This window comes from Parasphingomonas zepuensis, from assembly GCF_036663735.1.
Classification (GTDB): domain Bacteria; phylum Pseudomonadota; class Alphaproteobacteria; order Sphingomonadales; family Sphingomonadaceae; genus Sphingomonas.
The window spans coordinates 154,592-172,774 of sequence record NZ_JAXOJO010000007.1 but is presented as its reverse complement, the minus strand read 5'-3'; the positions used below and the strand labels follow the sequence as shown (position 1 = coordinate 172,774).

The window sequence follows — 18,183 nt, the reverse complement described above, 5'->3', positions numbered from 1 at the left end:
GGGTCCAAGCGATATGACCGAAGCCGAGCCCCCTCTAGCCGATCGGCTCGCCCGCGCGATCACGCTGGCCGGGCCGATCTCGATCGCCCAGTTCATGGCGGCCGCCAACGCGCATTATTATGCGACGCGCGATCCGCTCGGCGCGGCCGGCGATTTCACCACCGCGCCGGAGATCAGCCAGATGTTCGGCGAGCTGATCGGCCTGTGGTGCGCTGACCTGTGGGACCGCGCCGGGCGGCCCGACATCGCCTGGGTCGAGCTTGGCCCGGGCCGCGGCACGCTCTCCGCCGATGCGCTGCGGGCGATGGAGCGAGCCGGGCTGACGCCGCCGGTGCATTTCGTCGAGACCAGCCCGACGCTGCGTGCCGAACAGGCGCAGCGCGTGCCGGCCGCGACCTGGCATGACGATATCGCGACCCTCCCGACCGACCGTCCGCTGCTGATCGTCGCCAATGAATTCTTCGACGCCCTGCCGGTCCGCCAGCTCGTGAAGGCGCTCGACGTCTGGCACGAACGGCTGGTCGCCTGCCAGGATCTGCTGTTCCTGCCGATCGCGGGCCAGCAGGTCCCGGATTCGGTCATCCCGCCCGCGCTGCGCGCCGCGCCGCCCGGATCGGTGATCGAGACGTCGCCCGCCAGCGTCGCGGTGATGCGTGCGCTGGCGCAGCGGATCGCGGCCCAGGGCGGCGCTGTACTCGCGATCGACTATGGCTATGAAGGGCCGGCGATCGGCGACACGCTCCAGGCAGTGCGCGGCCACGCCTTCGCCAACCCCTTCGATCAACCGGGAGAGCAGGACCTGACTGCGCATGTCGATTTCGCCACCCTCGCCGCCGCTGCGCAGGCCGAGGGCCCGCACGCCTTCGGTCCGGTGGACCAGGGCGCATTGCTGACTGCGCTCGGCATCGAAGCCCGCGCCGCTGCTCTGGCGGCTGCATCGCCCGAACGCGCCGATTCGATCGCGGCCGATCGCGCGCGGCTCACCGAGACGATGGGCAGCCTGTTCAAGGCGCTGGCGGTCGGGGCGCCCGGCTGGCCGGCGCCGGCGGGCTTCGCATGATCACCTATCGCGACGCCCGCACGATCGACGGCCCGGCGCTTTCCGCAATGGCGCGGCGCGCCTTTACCGAAACCTTCGGCAACCTCTACCGCCAGTCGGACCTGGCCGCCTTTCTCGACGACGCGTTCGGCGCGAACGGCCTGCCGTCGCAGCTCTCCGATCCCGATTTCGCCATCAGGCTCGCGCTCGACGACGGCCAGATCATCGGCTTCGTCAAGATGGGCCCGGTCACCTTCCCGGGCGAATGGCGGCCGGACGCGATCGAGCTCTACCAATTCTACGTGCTCGCGCCCTGGCAGGGCCAGGGCGTCGCGCCGGTGCTGATGGACTGGTCGCTCGACCATGCCCGCAGCCACGGCGCGAAGGAGGTCATCCTCAGCGTCTATGTCGACAACCATCGCGCGCATCGCTTCTACGAGCGTTACGGCTTTCGCGAGATCGGCCGCTACGCCTTCCGTGTCGGCGAGACGATCGACGACGATCGCATCATGCGGCTGGTGCTGTGACCGTCACCTATCGCACGCCGGGGCCCGCCGATGGCCCGGCCCTGTCGGCGATGGCGCGACACTGCTTCGCTCAGGCCTTCAGTTCCGTGATCGATCCCGGACCGCTCGAAATCTATCTCGACCAGTCCTATGGCCCGGCCGGGCAGATGCAGCGCGATCTCGGCGATCCGACGATCGACTGGCGCGCTGCATTCGTCGACGATGTGCCGGTCGCCTATATCAAGCTCTCGCCGCTGACGCTGTCGTTCGAAGGCGCTCATCCCGCGGCGATGGAGCTGCGCCAGCTCTATGTCGTCGAGGCGTACAAGGGCACCGGCATGGCCGATAGGCTGACGGAATGGGCGCTCGGCACGGCACGGGATCGGGGCGCGCCGGAAATCTATCTCGCGGTATTCGATCACAACCAGCGGGCGAAGCGCTTCTACGCCCGGCACGGCTTTTCCGAGGTCGGTCGGTGCGATTTCGTTACTGGCCATCAGGTGCATGACGACCGCATCTGGCGGTGCCTGTTGTGAGTGTCGAGATCATCCGCGCCCGGGCGCTCGAAGGCGTGCCGCATGGCTTTCTCGGACGGCGCGGCGGCCTCTCGACCGGCATCCATGCCGGGCTCAATGTCGGTCTCGGCTCGGACGACGATGCCGAAGCGGTGCAGGCGAATCGCCGGCTCGCGGCGGAGGCGGTCCTGCCGGACGGCACGCTCGTCACGCTTTACCAGATTCATTCGGCCGACGCCGTGACGGTGCTCGGGCCGATCGACGGCCGGCCTGAGGGCGATGCCCTGGTGACTGACCGGCCCGGTCTCGCGCTCGGCATCCTGACCGCGGACTGCGCGCCCGTCCTGCTTGCCGACCGCACGGCCGGTGTGGTCGGCGCGGCGCATGCCGGCTGGAAAGGTGCCATCGGCGGCGTGACCGACGCGGCGATCACGGCGATGGAAGCGCTCGGCGCGCGGCGCGATCGCATCGCCGCCGCGATCGGCCCGTGCATCGCGCGGGCAAGTTATGAAGTGGACGAATCGTTCATCCGGCGCTTCGGCGAACATGATCCGGCCAATGAACGCTTCTTCGCGCCCGGCCGGCCCGGCCATTACCAGTTCGATCTCGAAGCCTATGTCGCGCACCGCCTCGCCGCCGCCGGCCTCACCCGGATCGAACTGCTCGGCCTCGACACCTATGCCGACGCGGACCATTTCTTCAGCTTCCGCCGCGCCACCCACCGCGGCGAGCCGGGCTATGGCCGGCAGGTCTCGATCATCGGTCTGCCGGGCTGACCCGGTTCGGCGGCTCCCCGTCTGATACTGGTGCTATTGCCGCGTCATCGACGAAGCGATGGTTCTCTCCCGGTCGGGAGTACTTGCTCCGGCGTCCCCGCACAACCTTGCAAATCTGGAATTCTAATCCATAAATGCGAGGATGATCGAACGCAGAATCACCGCCCATTTATTGGATCGATTAGACACCACACCCGCCGTTGCCCTTATTGGGCCGCGCCAGGTCGGCAAGACCACCCTCGCACTCTTGATCGGCGATCAGCGTCCCTCGCTCTATCTCGATCTCGAATCCGATGCGGATCGTGCCCGGATGGCGAATCCCGAACTCTACCTCGCCGACCACGAGGACAAGCTCGTCATCCTCGACGAGGTTCACCGGCTCCCGGGCCTGTTCCAGATCCTCCGCGGTCTCATCGACGAGGGCAGGCGCAGGGGACGTCGGACCGGCCGTTTCCTGCTCCTCGGATCGGCTTCGCTGGATTTGCTCCGCCAGTCCGGGGAAAGTCTCGCCGGGCGTATCAGCTATCTCGAAATGGGACCCATCGACGGGCTGGAGGTTCCGTCCGAAGATCTGCCGAACCTGTGGAACCGCGGTGGCTTCCCCGACAGCTTCCTTGCCGCCGACGACCGCCTCAGCCAGCGCTGGCGCCAGGACTTCATACGCACCTATCTCGAGCGCGACGTGCCGATGCTGGGGCCGCGCATTGCCGCCGAGACCCTCCGACGCTTCTGGACCATGCTGGCCCATCACCAGTCCGGCTTGCTCAACGCTTCCGAGTTCGCGCGTTCGCTAGGCGTCGATGGCAAGACCGTCGCTGCTTATCTGGATCTCCTCGTCGATCTGCTGCTGGTCCGCAGATTGGAGCCCTGGCACGCCAACGCCGGCAAGCGGCTGGTCAAGTCGCCGCGCGTCTATGTGCGCGATAGCGGTCTCGTTCACACGCTGCTTGGCCTGGCCACGCTGGAGGACGTGCTTGGCCATCCGGTGGCCGGAGCAAGCTGGGAAGGCTTCGTTATAGAGACGCTGATCGCGGCCGCGCCGGAAGGGACGCAGGCGAATTTCTACCGCACAGCCGCCGGTGCGGAGATCGATCTGTTGCTGACGTTGCCAGGCGGCGCGCTTTGGGCGCTCGAAGTCAAACGGAGCCTGGCACCCACTTTGGAGCGCGGCTTTCATCAGGCCTGCGCGGATCTGAAACCGGAGCGACGAATTGTCATCTATCCGGGTTCGGAAAGCTATCCGTTGCGGGAGGGCATCGAAGTTATGCCGCTTCAAGTCGCTAGCACTGCGTTGGATAAGGCGGGGCGCATATGACCCCCCGCGGATGTACGAGAAATAAGCTAATAGGCTGATTTATAACATAAATATATTAATTGCTGCAAACGAAAAAATGTCAGCGACCTGCATGACATTTCCAGCAAGCGCGCTGCACACGCCTCGATTCAAACTCGATCGCGACGCGCTTAAACGACCTCATCACGGAACGACCGGCACCGAGGCTGGTTACGCAACGGGAACATATGGCCGCGCCCGATCTAACTGGTATCAAGTGCGACTATCGCGGGCTAGCATCCCGCGAGCAGCCTCGAACGGGACATCACTCATGACGAACAACGACGAAACCGAAGCCGATCTGACCGGCGTCGCGGCACGGACCAAGGCCAAGCCCTCGGTCGAGAAGATCGGCGACCGCAAGCTCAGCCCGGCCACGATGATGATGGGCCATGGCTATGATCCGATGCTCTCCGAAGGCGCATTGAAGCCGCCGATCTTCCTGACGTCGACCTTCGTCTTTCCCAACGCCGCAGCCGGCAAGCGCCATTTCGAGGGCGTTACCGGCAAGCGCCCGGGCGGTGCCGAGGGGCTGGTCTATTCGCGCTTCAACGGCCCGAACCAGGAGATTCTCGAGGACCGGCTGGGTATCTGGGAAGAAGCCGAGGATGCGCTCGCTTTCTCGTCCGGCATGTCGGCGATCGCCACATTATTCCTCGCCATGGTCCGTCCCGGCGACACGATCGTCCATTCCGGCCCGCTCTACGCCGCGACGGAAACGCTGATCGCCCGGGTGCTCGGCCGCTTCGGCGTGCACTGGCTCGATTTCCCCGCCGGCGCGACGCGTGAGGAGATCGATGCGGTGATGGCCAAGGCGGCAACCGGCCGCGTCGCACTGATCTATCTCGAAAGCCCGGCCAACCCGACCAACGCGCTGGTCGATATCCAGGCCGTTGCCGCGAGCCGCGACGCGATCTTCGCCAACGCCGCGGAAAAGCCGCCGATCGCGATCGACAACACCTTTCTCGGGCCACTCTGGCTCCAGCCGCTCAAGCACGGTGCCGATATCGTCGTCTACAGCCTGACCAAATATGCCGGCGGCCATTCCGACCTCGTCGCCGGCGGCGTGCTCGGCAACAAGGAGCAGATCAACGTCATCCGGTCGATGCGCAACACGATCGGCACGATCTGCGATCCCAACACCGCCTGGATGCTGCTGCGCAGCCTGGAGACGCTCGAACTGCGGATGAGCCGCGCCGGGGAGAATGCGGTCAAGGTCTGCAAATATCTGCGCGGCCATCCCAAGGTGGAGCGGGTCGGCTATCTCGGTTTCCTCGAGGATACGCCGGGCATGGAGCGCCAGGCCGATATCTATCGCCGCCACTGCACGGGCGCCGGATCGACCTTCTCGCTGATCATCAAGGGCGGCGAGGCCGAGGCCTTCGCCTTTCTCGATGCGCTGAAGATCGCCAAGCTCGCGGTCAGCCTCGGCGGCACCGAGACGCTTGCCAGCCACCCGGCAGCAATGACGCATCTGTCGGTGCCCGATGCGCGCAAGCAGGCGCTGGGGATCACCGACAATCTGGTGCGCATCTCGATCGGCGTGGAGGACGCGGACGATCTGATCGCCGATTTCGAACAGGCGCTGGATTCGATTTGAGGTCGTTTTCAATGAGACGGCGAAGCTGCAAACGACTCCAGGGTCAGTGCAGCTTCAGCCGCGGCCGGATGATGGTGTTGACCCGGCCGATCACGATCAGCCCGATGCCGCGCAGCCAGCCATGGATCGCGATCAGGTGCATGCGATAGAGCGAGACATAGACGAACCGCGCCAGGCGTCCCTCGATCGCCATGCGGCCGCCGACGAGATTGCCCATCAGGCTGCCGACCGTCGAGAAGCGGCTGATCGACACAAGCGAGCCATGGTCGTGATAGTCGAACTGCCGTAGCGGCCGCCCCTCCATCAGCCGGACGAGATTGTGGAAGACGCTGGTCGCCATCTGATGCGCTGCCTGAGCGCGGGGCGGCACCGGGCGACCCGTCGCGGGATCGGGGCAGGAACAGCAATCGCCCAGCGCGAAGACGCGATCGTCAAGCGTCGTCTGCAGCGTCGGCCGCACCAGCAGCTGGTTGTTGGCGTTGGTCTCCAGCCCACCGATATGGTCGAGAGTGTCGGCGCCGCGCACGCCCGCCGCCCACACGCGCAGCTCGCTGGCGATCCGTTCGCCCCCGCCGGTGACGATCGCATCGGCGGTCACTTCGGTCACGCGCGTATCGGTCAGCACGCGCACGCCGAGCGTCTCGAGTTCGCCCTGCGCCGCCGCCGCCAGCTTTTCGGGCAGTGCCGGCAGGATGCGTGGCCCGGCCTCGATCAGCGTCACCTCCAGCCGGCTCTCGTCGAACGTCTCCAGCCCGTAATAGCGCAGCGCCGCGGCCGAATTGAACAGCTCGGCGGTCAGTTCCACGCCGGTCGCCCCGCCGCCGACCACCGCGATGCGGACATGCGCATCGGACGCCGGATCGACGCTCATCGCGCGCGATACGCGCAGGCAGTGGTTGAGCAGGCGGTTGCGGAACCGGTCGGCCTGGCTGCGATCGTCGAGCACCATGCAATGCTCGCGGGCGCCTGGCGTGCCATAGTCATTGGTCACCGATCCGACCGCGAGCACGAGATAATCGTAGCGGATCGCGTGGCGGGCGATCAGCTCGGTGCCGTCATCGTCGAGCAGCGGCGCGACGAACACCTCCCGGCGCTCGCGGTCGATGCTCTCGAGCGCGCCGAAGAAGAAACGATAGCCCCAGCGGTGGCAATGGCTGCGATAGCCGACTTCGTCGAGATTGGCGTCGAGCGATCCCGCCGCGACCTCGTGCAGCAGCGGCTTCCAGATATGCGTGCGGTTGCGCTCGACCAGGATGATGTCGTGCCGCTTGCGACCATATTTCGCGCCGAGCCGCCGCACCAGCTCGAGGCCGCCGGCCCCGCCCCCCACGACCACGATCTGGATCTTGCGCTCACTCAATCGCTGTCTCCGAAGAAAGACCCGGTCGATCCGGCACGATACCAGCCGCGCGGCTATTGGCGAGCGGAATTGGGACCATCCCTGCCAGCTTGAACTGGACCATAAAATCGATAACCGATGGTTCGATAACCGCCGGGGGGGCCTGAATGACAAGTGCCGACGAAGCTGGGCTCGATCCCCTTGCGCTGCTGGGCAATTTCACGAGCCCGCTATGGTTTCCGCGCTATCGGCCGGGGGTATGGGGGCCATGGTCGGTCAGGATCATCGCGATGATGGGCGCGCGCGGCTATTGGGGCCAGACCTATGCCATGACGGGCACCGTCATCCTGACCGGGCCGGTCGAGGACGACGCGGCCAGCTGGATGTCGATCGTCCCTATGGAGATCGAGAGCCAGGAGATCGGCATTGCGACCGCTCAAGGCCATACCGTGGTGCTCGGCATGGGCATGGGGTGGTGCGCGGCGAACGTGGCGCTGCACCCGGCGGTCGATCGAGTCACCGTGGTCGAGCGCGATCCGCATGTGATCGCGCTGATCGAGGCGCTCGGCATCTTCGCTCAGCTGCCGCCCGAGGCCCAATCCAAGATCCGCGTGGTACAGGACGACGCGCTGACCTGGCGGCCCGATGCGCGCGTCGACAGCCTGCAGGCGGATATCTGGGCGAAGTTCGTCGAGCCGCAGAAATGGGACGATGTCAGGCGGATCCAGGCCAATATCGGCGCGGAATCGCTCTATTTCTGGGGGCAGGAAATGGAATTGTGGCGGCTCGCCTGTCGCGAACAGGGCGGCGTGCCGGACCGGCTCGATCAAGCCGCGATCGCGCGCTTCGCCACCGCGCTCGATCTGCCGCTGGTCTGTCCGGACTGGCCCGATTATGGCGACCGCATCGCCGCGGCCGCGCGCTGGTGGACGCCGCAGACCGAAGGGTGGTGGCGTTAGCCGTCGCTGACGCGCTCGATATCTGCACCCACTGCGCTGAGCTTTTCCTCGAGCCGTTCATAGCCGCGATCGAGATGATAGACGCGCTGGACCTGAGTCTCCCCTTCGGCGGCGAGGCCGGCGAGGATCAGGCTCATCGAGGCACGCAGATCGGTCGCCATCACCGGGGCGCCGACGAGCTTGTCGACGCCGCGCACCACCGCGGTCCGCCCGCGCACCTGGATATCGGCACCCATCCGCGCCAGCTCCGGCACGTGCATGTAGCGGTTCTCGAAGATCGTCTCGGTCAGCACGCTGGCGCCGTCGGCCAGAGTCAGCATCGCCATGAACTGCGCCTGCATGTCCGTCGCGAAGCCCGGAAAGGGCGCGGTGGAGAGAGTCAGCGGACCCAGCCGGCCGGTCGCCTCGACAAACAGGCTGTCGGCGCGTTCCTCGACCGTGACGCCGGCCTCGACCAGCGCGGCGACCGTTGCGCGCATGTCGTCCATCGCCACGCCGACCAGTTCCAGCGCGCCGCCCGTGATCGCCGCGGCACAGGCATAGCTGCCCGCCTCGATCCGGTCGGGCATCACGCGGTAGGTTGCGCCGTGCAGCCGGTCCCGGCCCTCGATCTCGATCGTCTCGGTGCCGATGCCGGAGATCGACGCGCCCATCGCGACGAGCAGGTTGCAGAGATCGACGATCTCCGGCTCGCGCGCCGCATTCTCGATGATCGACGGGCCCTTTGCGGTGGCCGCTGCCATCAGCGCGTTCTCGGTCGCGCCGACCGAAACGATCGGGAAGGTCACGCGCCCGCCCGGCAGCCTGCCACCTGGCGCCACGGCCTTCACATAGCCCGCGGTCAGCTCGATCTCGGCGCCGAGCGCCTCCATCGCCTTGAGATGAAGATCGATCGGACGATTGCCGATCGCGCAGCCGCCCGGCAGCGACACCGTCGCTTCGCCCGCGCGCCCGATCAGCGGCCCCAACACCAGGATCGACGCGCGCATCTTGCGCACGATATCGTACGGCGCTTCGGTCGCGGTCAGCTTGCCGGCGCGGATCGTCATCACCCGGCCGAAATCCTCCGGCCGCGCGCCCTCGATCTGAGTCGAGCAGCCAAGCTGGTTCAGCAGGTGCCCGAAGCTGTCCACATCGGCCAGTCGCGGCAGGTTGCGCAGCGTCACCGGTTCCTCGGTGAGCAGGGCACAGGGCATCAGGGTGAGCGCTGCGTTCTTCGCGCCGGAGATGGGCAGGCGGCCCGAAAGACGGTTGCCGCCGCGGATGAGGATACGGTCCATTGCCGGCTTCTATCGCCTGCGCGCGCCCGCGCAAGTAGCGGCTCGGTGGCCCGGCCGCTTATCGCGACCGTGAAGGTGCTTGATCGACTTTAATGCACTGATTCTCCTGCGATGCTCTGGCGTATCACGGATTGGGGGAATCTTTGAGTGCCAGGTAGCTGTTTCGCCGAACGACTGAGCGGCATGGTCGCGCTGACGCCTGGGGAACACCGCGCGCTCGAACAGCTTGAGGAGCGCGAGCGCCACTTGCGGCGCGGCGCGACGCTGCAGCGCGAGAATGACCGCTGCAACGAGCTGTTCATCCTGCGCAAGGGCACGATGATGAGCTCGGTGCTGCTCGACGACGGCAGCCGCCAGATCCTGCGCTTCCTGTTCCCGGGTGACATGATGGGCGTGTCGTCGCTCGTCTATCGCGAGGCGCCGGAGACGATCACCGCGCTGACCGACGCGGTGGTCAGCCCGTTCGAGCGGAGCGCGATGAGCAACCTGATCGGCGACCATCCCCGCCTCGCCGCGCTGATCATGGTCTATAACCAGATCGAGCGCGCCGCGCTGACCGACCGGCTGGCGGCGCTTGGCCGCACCTCGGCCAAGGCGCGGGTGGCCGGCATCCTGCTCGAGATGCGCAACCGGATGCGCATGCTCGACAAGCGGCTCGACACGACCTTCACGCTGGGCCTGACTCAGGAGGAGATTGGCGACGCGACGGGCCTCACCGCGGTCCATGTCAACCGCATGCTCCGGCAGCTGGAGGACGAGAACATCATCGCGCGCGAGGCCGGCCGGGTGACGCTCACCGACGAGCGCGCGCTGCAACGCGCCGCGAATTTCGTCGATCGCTATGCCGGGCTCGATCTCGGGTGGCTGCCCGCATCGCGCTGACCGCTGCAGCGGAGCGCCTTTTTAAGGCCTCAGGCCTTTTCCAGCGTGCATTGCAGCGGGTGCTGGTTCTGTCGGGCGAACTCGATCACCTGGGCGACCTTGGTTTCCGCCACTTCGTAACTGAACACGCCGCACACCCCGACGCCCTTCTGATGGACGTGCAGCATCACGCGCGTCGCGGCCTCCATGTCCATGCGGAAGAAGCGCTGGAGCACCAGGACGACGAATTCCATCGGCGTATAATCGTCGTTGAGCAGCAACACCCGATAGGGCGTCGGCTGTTTGGTGCGCGTGCGGGTACGGGTCGCGATGCCGAGGCCAGTGCCTTCGTCATCACCACCACCTTCGCCATCGCGGCGTTCGGCCATTGCCGTCGTGCTGTGCTGATCGATCATGTGAAGCGAAAATATGGCAAGCCGGGCGCCAAGGGCAAGGGGTAGCGCGCGATCGCCCCCGTTTTCGGCACCGGGCGCCGCCGCACGGCGCATATGAAAAGGGCGGCCCCGCAGGACCGCCCTTTCCCTTTTTACGATCGTTCGCGTGATTACGCGGCGATCTTCACCTTCTCGGCGGCGAGCGCCACGCGGTTCGAGATCGGCTGAGCGACCTCGCCGGCAAGCTTCAGCATCGCTTCGGTGTTCTTCGAGGTCTGCGCGACGATCGAGTCGAACGACGAGCGGACGTAATCGCTCTGCAGCTTGAAGAAGTCGGTCGGCGACTTGATCGTCGACAGGCTCTTCAGCGCGGCGGTCGCGCCTTCGAACTGCTTGCGGCTGTAGTCGGCTGCGTCCTGGCCAAAGCTCTCGAAGCCCTTGGCGGCAATCTTGCCGGACTCGACGATCGCTTCGATGTTGCCCTTCGAGAATTCATTGGCTTCCTCGAACAGCTTGGTGCCCTTCTCGACGGCGGCCTTGGCGCGCTCGTTGGCTTCGGCGAACAGGGTCTGGGCCTTCTCGGCGGCGTTCTTCAGATTGGCTTCCATGGTCTTCACTTCCTTCTGGATGATGGCGGCCGGCGCTGTCGCGACAGGCGTAACGGCATCAATGGTTTCGGGGACGGTTTCAGCGATCGTTTCGAGGATCTTCTCGGGCTCGGGAGCCTTTACTGCGGCTTCGGCCACCAGGTTCGTCACCGGCTCGATCGCCGCGGGGGCGGCGGAAGCAGGCGCGGGCAGCTCGATCTTGGCGGCGACCGGCGGAACCGGTTTCGCTGCGATGGGAGCCGCTGCCACGGCCGCCTTGGCGGCAACCGGTGCTGCGGCCGCCTTGGCGGCAACCGGTGCTGCGGCAGGCTTGGCGGCTGGCTTTGCCGCAGGCGCCTTGGCGACGACTGCAGCCCTGGCCGGTGCCTTCACGACTGGCTTGGATTCCGGTGCTGCCGGAGCCTTGGCCGGTGATGCGGGCTTGCGCCCCTTGCTGGCCATAAAGGCCTCCTCATACTGCTTGCTGCAGTGCAATATAGGTTAGTGCCGCGCTTTCCGCAAGAGATTTTGTTGCAGCGCAACATAAGCTTCATGCTGCGGACATCACATTGCAAATAAAGGGTTTTAATGTGCTCGCACATAACTCCCGGGCGCATCCTCGATGGCTTCGAGCGCACCTTCGCCGGGCACCCGGGCGCCCTTGGCCGGCACGGTGGAATCGTCCCGGTCATGCAGCCAGGCAAGCCAGTCGGGCCACCAGCTGCCCTTCGTCTCGGTCGCGCCGGCGATGAACTCCGCAAGCGTCCCGACCGGCGCCGGGTTCAGCCAATATTGATATTTGCCGAGCGCCGGCGGGTTGACCACCCCGGCGATATGGCCCGATCCGGCGAGCACGAACTTCATCGGTCCGCTGAAGATATGGGTGATGTTCCACACGCTTTCGGCCGGCGCGATATGATCCTCTCGGCCTGCCTGGATATAGGACGGCGTCTTCACGATGGTCAGGTCGATCGGCGTGCCGCTGACCGACAGGCTGCCGGGCTTCACCAGCAGATTGTCGCGGTAGAGATCGGTCAGGTAGCTCATATGCCATTTGGCCGGCAGATTGGTCGTGTCGCCATTCCAGTGAAGCAGATCGAACGGCACATAATCCTGCCCGAGCAGGTAATTGTTGGTGACGTAGTTCCAGATCAGGTCGCGCCCGCGCAGCAGGTTGAAGGTCAGCGCCATGTAGCGGCCGTCGATGAACCCTTCGGGCGCGAGATTGCGGATCATCGCCAGTTGCTCGTCGTCGACGAAGTTGAGCAATTCGCCGGCCCGGGCGAAATCGACCTGGGCGGTGAAGAAGGTCGCACTCTTCACTTTAGCCGCCTGATCGCGCGCCGCGAGCACGGCCAGCGTGGCAGCGAGCGTGGTGCCCGCGACGCAATAGCCGATCGCGTGGACTGCATCGACCTTCAGCCCGCCGCGCATCGTGTCGATCACATCGATCTGCGCCTCGACATAATCGTCCCACACCACCTCGCTCATGCTGGCGTCGGCGGATTTCCACGAGACCATGAAGACCGTGATGCCCTGGTCGACCGCCCAGCGGATGAAGCTCTTCTCCGGCGTCAGATCGAGGATGTAGAAACGATTGATCCACGGCGGAAAGATCACCACCGGAACCGCCAATACCGATTCGGTCGTCGGCGAATATTGGATCAGCTCGTAGAGCGGGGTGCGCTTCACCACCTTGCCGGGCGTGGTGGCGAGATTGCGCCCGACCTCGAACGCATTCGGATCGGTATGGGTCAGCTGACCCTTGGCGAGATCGGCCAGCATGTTGTGCAGGCCCTTGAGCAGATTCTCGCCGCCCGTCTCGATCGTCTTCTGCAGCACCACCGGGTTGGTCGCCGGGAAATTGCTGGGGCTCATTGCCTCGAGAAAACCCCGGGCGGCGAAGCGCAGCTGCTCCTTCTGTCGCTCTTCCACCCCGGGCAGTGCGTCGATCCCGCCGAGCAGGTGATCGGAGATCAGGAAATAGCTTTGCCGGATCCAGTCGAACACCGGGTTCTCGCGCCATTGCGGATCGGCGAAGCGCTTGTCGCGCGCATGGCGGTCGTCGGCGGCCGGGGCCTGGGGATCGAGGAAGCGCTGCCAGAGAGCGAGGCTGTCAGTCCAGAAGGCTTCGGCCCGGCCGATCGTCGCCGCATCGTTGAGGCCGGGAATCACCGGCAGCCCGAGCTCCTGCTGCTCGGCCGCGGCTGTCGACAGGCCCTGTTCGAGCAGCATCTGCTGCGCGCGGCCCAGCACCCAGGTCCAGTGCTGCAGCTCCTCGAGGCTCGGCAGGGGCAGATCGGGCGTGTCGGTCTCGGCCATGACGGTCCTCGGTGGCGAATTTACCCCACCCTAACGCACCCGGGCATGTCCGTCATTCCCGAGCGCGCACGAATGTCGTAAGGGGCGGGCTCCTCAAACCGGAAGAAGCCATGTCCGACGATTTCTATCGCATCAAGCGCCTGCCCCCTTACGTCATCGCCGAAGTCAATGCGATGCGGGCGGAAGCGCGAGCGACGGGCGAGGACATCATCGATCTCGGCATGGGCAATCCGGATCTGCCGCCGCCGCCGCACGTGATCGACAAGCTCTGCGAAGTCGCGCGCAAGCCCGACGCGCACGGCTATTCGGCGTCGAAGGGCATTCCCGGCCTGCGCAAGGCCCAGTCGGGCTATTACAAGCGGCGCTTCGGCGTCGATCTCGATCCCGATACCGAGGTGGTGGTCACGCTCGGCTCGAAGGAGGGGCTCGCCAATCTCGCCCAGGCGATCACCGCGCCCGGCGATGTCGTGCTCGCCCCGAATCCGAGCTATCCGATCCACACGTTCGGCTTCATCATCGCCGGCGCCACGATCCGCAGCGTGCCGACCACGCCGGACGAACATTATTGGGAGTCGCTCGAACGCGCCATGGCGTTCACCGTGCCGCGCCCGTCGGTGCTGGTGATGGGCTATCCGTCGAATCCCACCGCCGAAGTGGTCGATCTCGCCTTTTACGAGCGCGTCGTCGCCTTCGCGAAGGAGCACAAGCTCTGGGTCCTGTCCGACCTGGCCTATTCCGAGCTTTATTATGACGGCAATCCGACGCCTTCGATCCTGCAGGTTCCCGGCGCCAAGGATGTCGCGGTCGAGTTCACCTCGCTCTCCAAGACCTATTCGATGGCGGGGTGGCGAATCGGCTTCGCGGTCGGCAACCCGCAGCTGATCTCGGCGCTGACCCGCGTGAAATCCTATCTCGATTACGGCGCCTTCACCCCGATCCAGGCGGCTGCCGTCGCCGCGATCAACGGGCCGCAGGACATCGTCGAGCAGAACCGCCAGCTCTATCAGCGCCGCCGCGACGTGATGATCGAAAGCTTCGGTCGCGCCGGCTGGGACATTCCGGCACCGCGCGCCTCGATGTTCGCCTGGGCGCCGTTGCCCCCGGCGCTCGCGCATCTCGGCAGCCTGGAATTCTCCAAGCAGCTGCTCACCCACGCGAAGGTCGCGGTCGCGCCGGGCGTCGGGTACGGCGAGAATGGCGAAGGCTATGTGCGCATCGCGATGGTGGAGAATGAGCAGCGGCTCCGCCAGGCTGCGCGCAATGTGAAACGCTATCTCCAGAGCATGGGCGTCAATACGCCGGCGCGGACCGGCTGATCCTGCGGCCGGCGATCGACTCCTAACATTAGTTAGGCAGGTTCGATACTTGCGGCTATTGCTGGGGCAATGGCTCGTGTTCTCTCCATGGCGCCGTCGCCGGCCGCCATCATCGGCATCGGCCTTGGGTATTTCGTGCTCGCCGCGGGCGCGATCCTGCTCACGCGGCTGAGCAACGGGATCGCCCTGCTCTGGCTGGCAAACGCACCGCTCATCGCGCTGCTCTGCCTCACGTCGCCGCGGCGCTGGCCGCCGCTCATCGTCGCCGCGATCGCCGGGACCTGGACTGCCTCGCAGCTCTTCTCGCCGATCCCGGTGGCTGCGTTGCCGCTCGCCCTCGCCAATGTCGGCGAAGGCGTGCTGGCGGCGTGGCTGCTCAGGCGCTGGGGCGTCCACCGCACCCGCTTCGCGGACACGCGCTCGATCGCACTGTTCGGGCTTGCCGCCGGCGTGCTCGCGCCCACCACCAGCGGCCTGGTCGGTGCCGGGCTGGCCAGCCTGTTGCTTCCGCTTGGCTTCCTCACCGCCCTGTTCGATTGGATCCTCGGCCACGGCGTGGGCAATCTGATCGCGGCGCCGCTCGCCATGCAGTTGACGCGGCGCGATATCGACTGGCCGCTCTTCCATGCCAGAGGGGGTAGCTTGAAGGCGATCGGCGCGATCCTGCTGCTTATCGCGACGACCTTTTTCGTCTTCTATCAAAATGGCCTGCCGCTGTTATTCCTGCCGGTTGTGCCGCTGCTGATCGGCACCTTCGCGTTTCAGCGCTTCGGCGCCGCGGTCGGCATCCTCATCGTCGCGCTCATCGGCGGCGTGCTGACGACGTCCGGGCATGGGCCGATGACGCTGATGCAGGCCGGTGATGCCGGCCGGCTCCAATTCTTCCAATTCTATCTGGTCGTGCTGTTCGTGACAGCGCTGCCCGTCGCCGCGACCCTGGTGCAGCGCGACCTGCTGCTGGCCGAGCTGCGCGAGAGTGAAGCGCGCTATCGCCTGATGACGGACAAGGCGACCGACATCATGATGACGCTGGAGCCGGACGGCACGATCCGCTTCGTCTCGCCCGCAGTGCGCGAGCTCGGCTATTTCGATCCCGCCGACCTGATCGGCCTGAACGCCGCCGTGCTGATTCATCCCGCCGACCGCGAAAAGACCAGCGCAGTGCATGTCCTGGCGCTCGGCACGCCCGAACAGGTGTTCACGGTCGAATATCGCGCAACCAAGGCCAATGGCGAAGTGGCCTGGTTCGAATCCAACATGCGCGCGGTCCGCGACAAAACGGGCCGGGTCACCTCCGTATTCAGCGTGGTCCGCGACCTCGACCATCGCAAACTGCGCGAAGACGAATTGCGCCGCGCCGCCAGCACCGATCCGCTGACCGGCCTGCTCAATCGCCGCGCCTTCCGCCACAAGGTGAAGGAAGCGCTAGGCCACGCGCCCGACCACCCGGCGACTCTGGGGCTGCTCGATCTCGACTATTTCAAGCGGGTCAACGACACTTATGGTCATGCCGCCGGCGACGCTGCGCTGATCATGCTGGCCGATCTGCTGCGCGAGAATCTACGCCCGGGCGACGCGATCGGGCGGATCGGCGGCGAGGAATTCGGCCTGCTGCTCGCGGGTCTTTCGGTGGCGGAGGCTGGGCAAGTGTGCGAGCGACTGTGCCGGACGCTCGCGGAACGGCCCGTGCCGGGGATCGAGGAACCCTTGCTGATCACCGCCAGCATGGGGCTCCGCGCCCTCTCGGCCGGCACGACGATCGACGAGGCGTTCCGCGCGGCCGATATCGCGCTCTATGCGGCAAAGGCCCGCGGCCGCAACCGGATCGAGATCGCGCCCGGAGCGCCGGCCTGATTGACGGCGGGCGCGGCGCGCGCCATCGCCGCGGCATGACCCGACCCGGCTTCGCCTTCTCCACCAGCTTCAAGGTCCGTTATGCCGAGATCGACGGCCAGAAGGTCGTCTTCAACTCGCGCTATCTCGAATATGCCGATGTCGCGGCGGGCGAGTTCTGGGACTGGACCGGCATCGGCGAAGCGCTTGGCGCAGCCTGGACCGAGACCGAATTCCATGTCCGCCGCACCGAGATCGACTATCTCAGGCCTTTCGTCTTCGGCGACCGGATCGAGGCGTTCGTGCGCATCGAGCGGATCGGGACCTCGAGCCTCACGCAGCGTTTCGAACTGTGCCACGCCGACACCGGCGCGCTGCATACGGTGATCGACATGGTGATCGTCAACGTTCACCTGCCGACCGGAAAACCCGTCCCGATCGCGGCAGACGCCCGGGCGTTCCTGGAGCGCCTGCCGCAGGGCTGACGCTATTCCGCCGCCCGCATCTCGGCTTCGGGCACGACGTCCTCGGGCAGCGCCCAGAGCAGGTCCTGCTTGGTGAGCACCCGCCCGTCCCAGGCTCGTACCTCGATCGGGCCGATCGGGCGCTTGTCGCGCGCATCGACCAGCACCGGCGTCGCCGGCATGCAGGTCTCCCAGCGCTCGCCCCATTGGCGCAGCGCGATCATCGTCGGCAGCAGCGCGGCGCCCTTTTCGGTCAGGCGATATTCGATCTTGCGGCGATCCTCGGGCATCGCCTCGCGGGTCAGGATGTCGTGCTCGACCAGCCGGGCGAGCCGGTTCGCCAGGATATTGCGGGCGATGCCCAGCTCGGACTGGAATTCCTCGAAATGATACAGGCCGTTGAACGCGGCGCGCAGGATCATGAAGCTCCAGCGTTCGCCCATGGCCTCGAGCGCTGCAGGCAGGCTGCATACGTTCAGTACCTCACGAACCTTACCGCCCATCTCATTCCTCTCGACGCGTGGAGCCTATCGCAAATTGCCCGACATGGAAACGTCATATAAGTTTTCAGTTGCAACTTAGGACTTATCCAAGTAGGTAGTGATCCGCAACGTATTTTATAAGGAGGACGACATGACCCGCATATTCCCGATCGCCGCAGCGCTGCTTGGTTCGGCACTGATGTCGTCGCCAGGCTTCGCCCAGGAGCCGGCGGCCGGCTATTATGTCGCGACGCCGGTCGCTCAGCCGACCAAGACCAGCGTGATCACCAGCAATCTGCTGTGGAAGTGGCGCGATACCGGGTTCACCGCCAACAAGGCGCCCGCCCGCGACACCATCGTCTGCCAGATGATCGTGCAGCGCGCCGGTGCGCTCAGCGCCTTCACCGCCGGCGGCCAGGCGTTCGATGCCGAGGCGCTCGCAAAGTGCAACGCGCGAGCGAAATAATCTCCCCCTCCCGGCCGCGGCAACCGTGCCGCGGCCGGGGTCTTTTAGCCGGGTGTCGCCCCGCGCGGCTCCGCACGCGTTGCCCACAGCGCCATCTTTTTCAGAAGGTT

The 18,183-nt window shown here is 65.9% G+C and carries 18 protein-coding genes; 12 read left to right on the top strand and 6 right to left on the bottom strand.

Going from position 1 to position 18,183, the window contains the following annotated elements; translation table 11 throughout:
* Nucleotides 1-13: 13 nt before the first annotated feature.
* From U1769_RS22485 to U1769_RS22460, 6 genes are all read left to right on the top strand, one after another.
* On the top strand, nt 14-1,060 hold the full coding sequence (locus U1769_RS22485; protein WP_332720305.1) for a class I SAM-dependent methyltransferase: 1,047 nt from the start codon (nt 14-16) through the stop codon (nt 1,058-1,060).
* Nucleotides 1,057-1,566, top strand: coding sequence for a GNAT family N-acetyltransferase (locus tag U1769_RS22480; protein ID WP_332720304.1), 510 nt, complete (start codon nt 1,057-1,059; stop codon nt 1,564-1,566). Before U1769_RS22485 ends, U1769_RS22480 begins: the two co-directional genes overlap by 4 nt.
* Nucleotides 1,563-2,081: a GNAT family N-acetyltransferase gene (locus U1769_RS22475; RefSeq protein WP_332720303.1), complete on the top strand. Its 519-nt coding sequence runs from the start codon at nt 1,563-1,565 to the stop codon at nt 2,079-2,081. The genes U1769_RS22480 and U1769_RS22475 overlap by 4 nt, the downstream gene beginning before the upstream one ends.
* Entirely contained in the window at nt 2,069-2,836 is a 768-nt protein-coding gene (gene pgeF, locus U1769_RS22470) for a peptidoglycan editing factor PgeF (RefSeq protein ID WP_443030442.1), read from the top strand. Before U1769_RS22475 ends, pgeF begins: the two co-directional genes overlap by 13 nt.
* Nucleotides 2,837-2,978: 142 nt before the next feature.
* Entirely contained in the window at nt 2,979-4,151 is a 1,173-nt protein-coding gene (locus U1769_RS22465) for an ATP-binding protein (RefSeq protein ID WP_332720302.1), read from the top strand.
* Nucleotides 4,152-4,440: 289 nt separating this feature from the next.
* The gene (locus U1769_RS22460) at nt 4,441-5,769 is read left to right on the top strand and encodes a cystathionine gamma-synthase family protein (protein ID WP_332720301.1); all 1,329 of its coding nucleotides are present in this window, start codon (nt 4,441-4,443) and stop codon (nt 5,767-5,769) included.
* Between the two features lie 43 nt (nt 5,770-5,812).
* Here U1769_RS22460 and U1769_RS22455 read toward each other — a convergent pair whose 3' ends face one another.
* Entirely contained in the window at nt 5,813-7,129 is a 1,317-nt protein-coding gene (locus U1769_RS22455; protein WP_332720300.1) for an NAD(P)/FAD-dependent oxidoreductase, read from the bottom strand.
* A gap of 146 nt (nt 7,130-7,275) precedes the next feature.
* On the opposite strand from U1769_RS22455, the gene U1769_RS22450 reads away from it, so the two are divergent.
* Nucleotides 7,276-8,067 (top strand): hypothetical protein, encoded by a 792-nt coding sequence (locus tag U1769_RS22450; protein WP_332720298.1) that lies wholly within the window; start codon nt 7,276-7,278, stop codon nt 8,065-8,067.
* Here U1769_RS22450 and murA read toward each other — a convergent pair.
* Complete coding sequence (gene murA / locus U1769_RS22445) at nt 8,064-9,347, bottom strand: UDP-N-acetylglucosamine 1-carboxyvinyltransferase (protein WP_332720297.1); 1,284 nt, start codon at nt 9,345-9,347, stop codon at nt 8,064-8,066. The two genes, U1769_RS22450 and murA, sit on opposite strands and share 4 nt — an antisense overlap.
* Nucleotides 9,348-9,530: 183 nt before the next feature.
* On the opposite strand from murA, the gene U1769_RS22440 reads away from it, so the two are divergent.
* A complete protein-coding gene (locus U1769_RS22440) occupies nt 9,531-10,229 on the top strand; it encodes a Crp/Fnr family transcriptional regulator (protein WP_332720368.1) in 699 nt (232 codons plus the stop codon).
* A 29-nt stretch (nt 10,230-10,258) separates the two neighbouring features.
* Here the strand turns inward: U1769_RS22440 and clpS are convergent, their stop codons facing one another.
* The 3 genes from clpS to U1769_RS22425 form a co-directional block, all read right to left on the bottom strand.
* Entirely contained in the window at nt 10,259-10,597 is a 339-nt protein-coding gene (gene clpS, locus U1769_RS22435; RefSeq protein WP_332720367.1) for an ATP-dependent Clp protease adapter ClpS, read from the bottom strand.
* 176 nt (nt 10,598-10,773) lie between these two features.
* Nucleotides 10,774-11,652 (bottom strand): phasin family protein, encoded by an 879-nt coding sequence (locus U1769_RS22430; protein WP_332720296.1) that lies wholly within the window; start codon nt 11,650-11,652, stop codon nt 10,774-10,776.
* A 123-nt stretch (nt 11,653-11,775) separates the two neighbouring features.
* Nucleotides 11,776-13,512: a PHA/PHB synthase family protein gene (locus U1769_RS22425; protein ID WP_332720295.1), complete on the bottom strand. Its 1,737-nt coding sequence runs from the start codon at nt 13,510-13,512 to the stop codon at nt 11,776-11,778.
* 110 nt (nt 13,513-13,622) lie between these two features.
* Between U1769_RS22425 and U1769_RS22420 the strand changes: the two genes are divergently transcribed.
* The 3 genes from U1769_RS22420 (at nt 13,623) to U1769_RS22410 (ending at nt 17,146) form a co-directional block, all read left to right on the top strand.
* Nucleotides 13,623-14,828 (top strand): LL-diaminopimelate aminotransferase, encoded by a 1,206-nt coding sequence (locus U1769_RS22420; RefSeq protein WP_332720294.1) that lies wholly within the window; start codon nt 13,623-13,625, stop codon nt 14,826-14,828.
* A 69-nt stretch (nt 14,829-14,897) separates the two neighbouring features.
* Nucleotides 14,898-16,682: a sensor domain-containing diguanylate cyclase gene (locus U1769_RS22415; RefSeq protein WP_332720293.1), complete on the top strand. Its 1,785-nt coding sequence runs from the start codon at nt 14,898-14,900 to the stop codon at nt 16,680-16,682.
* A 35-nt stretch (nt 16,683-16,717) separates the two neighbouring features.
* On the top strand, nt 16,718-17,146 hold the full coding sequence (locus U1769_RS22410) for an acyl-CoA thioesterase (RefSeq protein WP_332720292.1): 429 nt from the start codon (nt 16,718-16,720) through the stop codon (nt 17,144-17,146).
* A 2-nt stretch (nt 17,147-17,148) separates the two neighbouring features.
* Here U1769_RS22410 and U1769_RS22405 read toward each other — a convergent pair whose 3' ends face one another.
* Complete coding sequence (locus tag U1769_RS22405; protein WP_332720290.1) at nt 17,149-17,628, bottom strand: winged helix-turn-helix transcriptional regulator; 480 nt, start codon at nt 17,626-17,628, stop codon at nt 17,149-17,151.
* Between the two features lie 130 nt (nt 17,629-17,758).
* Here U1769_RS22405 and U1769_RS22400 point away from each other — a divergent pair, with 130 nt between their 5' ends.
* Nucleotides 17,759-18,073, top strand: a complete 315-nt coding sequence (locus tag U1769_RS22400) for a CC_3452 family protein (protein ID WP_332720289.1) — start codon at nt 17,759-17,761, stop codon at nt 18,071-18,073.
* Nucleotides 18,074-18,183: the final 110 nt, after the last annotated feature.

Coding starts and splice junctions, on each gene's coding strand:
- U1769_RS22485 (WP_332720305.1), top strand. CDS start 14: ATGACCGAAGCCGAGCCCCCTCTAGCCGATCGGCTCGCCCGCGCGATC.
- U1769_RS22480 (WP_332720304.1), top strand. CDS start 1,057: ATGATCACCTATCGCGACGCCCGCACGATCGACGGCCCGGCGCTTTCC.
- U1769_RS22465 (WP_332720302.1), top strand. CDS start 2,979: ATGATCGAACGCAGAATCACCGCCCATTTATTGGATCGATTAGACACC.
- U1769_RS22460 (WP_332720301.1), top strand. CDS start 4,441: ATGACGAACAACGACGAAACCGAAGCCGATCTGACCGGCGTCGCGGCA.
- U1769_RS22450 (WP_332720298.1), top strand. CDS start 7,276: ATGACAAGTGCCGACGAAGCTGGGCTCGATCCCCTTGCGCTGCTGGGC.
- murA (WP_332720297.1), bottom strand. CDS start 9,347: ATGGACCGTATCCTCATCCGCGGCGGCAACCGTCTTTCGGGCCGCCTG.
- U1769_RS22440 (WP_332720368.1), top strand. CDS start 9,531: ATGGTCGCGCTGACGCCTGGGGAACACCGCGCGCTCGAACAGCTTGAG.
- clpS (WP_332720367.1), bottom strand. CDS start 10,597: ATGGCCGAACGCCGCGATGGCGAAGGTGGTGGTGATGACGAAGGCACT.
- U1769_RS22430 (WP_332720296.1), bottom strand. CDS start 11,652: ATGGCCAGCAAGGGGCGCAAGCCCGCATCACCGGCCAAGGCTCCGGCA.
- U1769_RS22425 (WP_332720295.1), bottom strand. CDS start 13,512: ATGGCCGAGACCGACACGCCCGATCTGCCCCTGCCGAGCCTCGAGGAG.
- U1769_RS22420 (WP_332720294.1), top strand. CDS start 13,623: ATGTCCGACGATTTCTATCGCATCAAGCGCCTGCCCCCTTACGTCATC.
- U1769_RS22415 (WP_332720293.1), top strand. CDS start 14,898: ATGGCTCGTGTTCTCTCCATGGCGCCGTCGCCGGCCGCCATCATCGGC.
- U1769_RS22410 (WP_332720292.1), top strand. CDS start 16,718: ATGACCCGACCCGGCTTCGCCTTCTCCACCAGCTTCAAGGTCCGTTAT.
- U1769_RS22405 (WP_332720290.1), bottom strand. CDS start 17,628: ATGGGCGGTAAGGTTCGTGAGGTACTGAACGTATGCAGCCTGCCTGCA.
- U1769_RS22400 (WP_332720289.1), top strand. CDS start 17,759: ATGACCCGCATATTCCCGATCGCCGCAGCGCTGCTTGGTTCGGCACTG.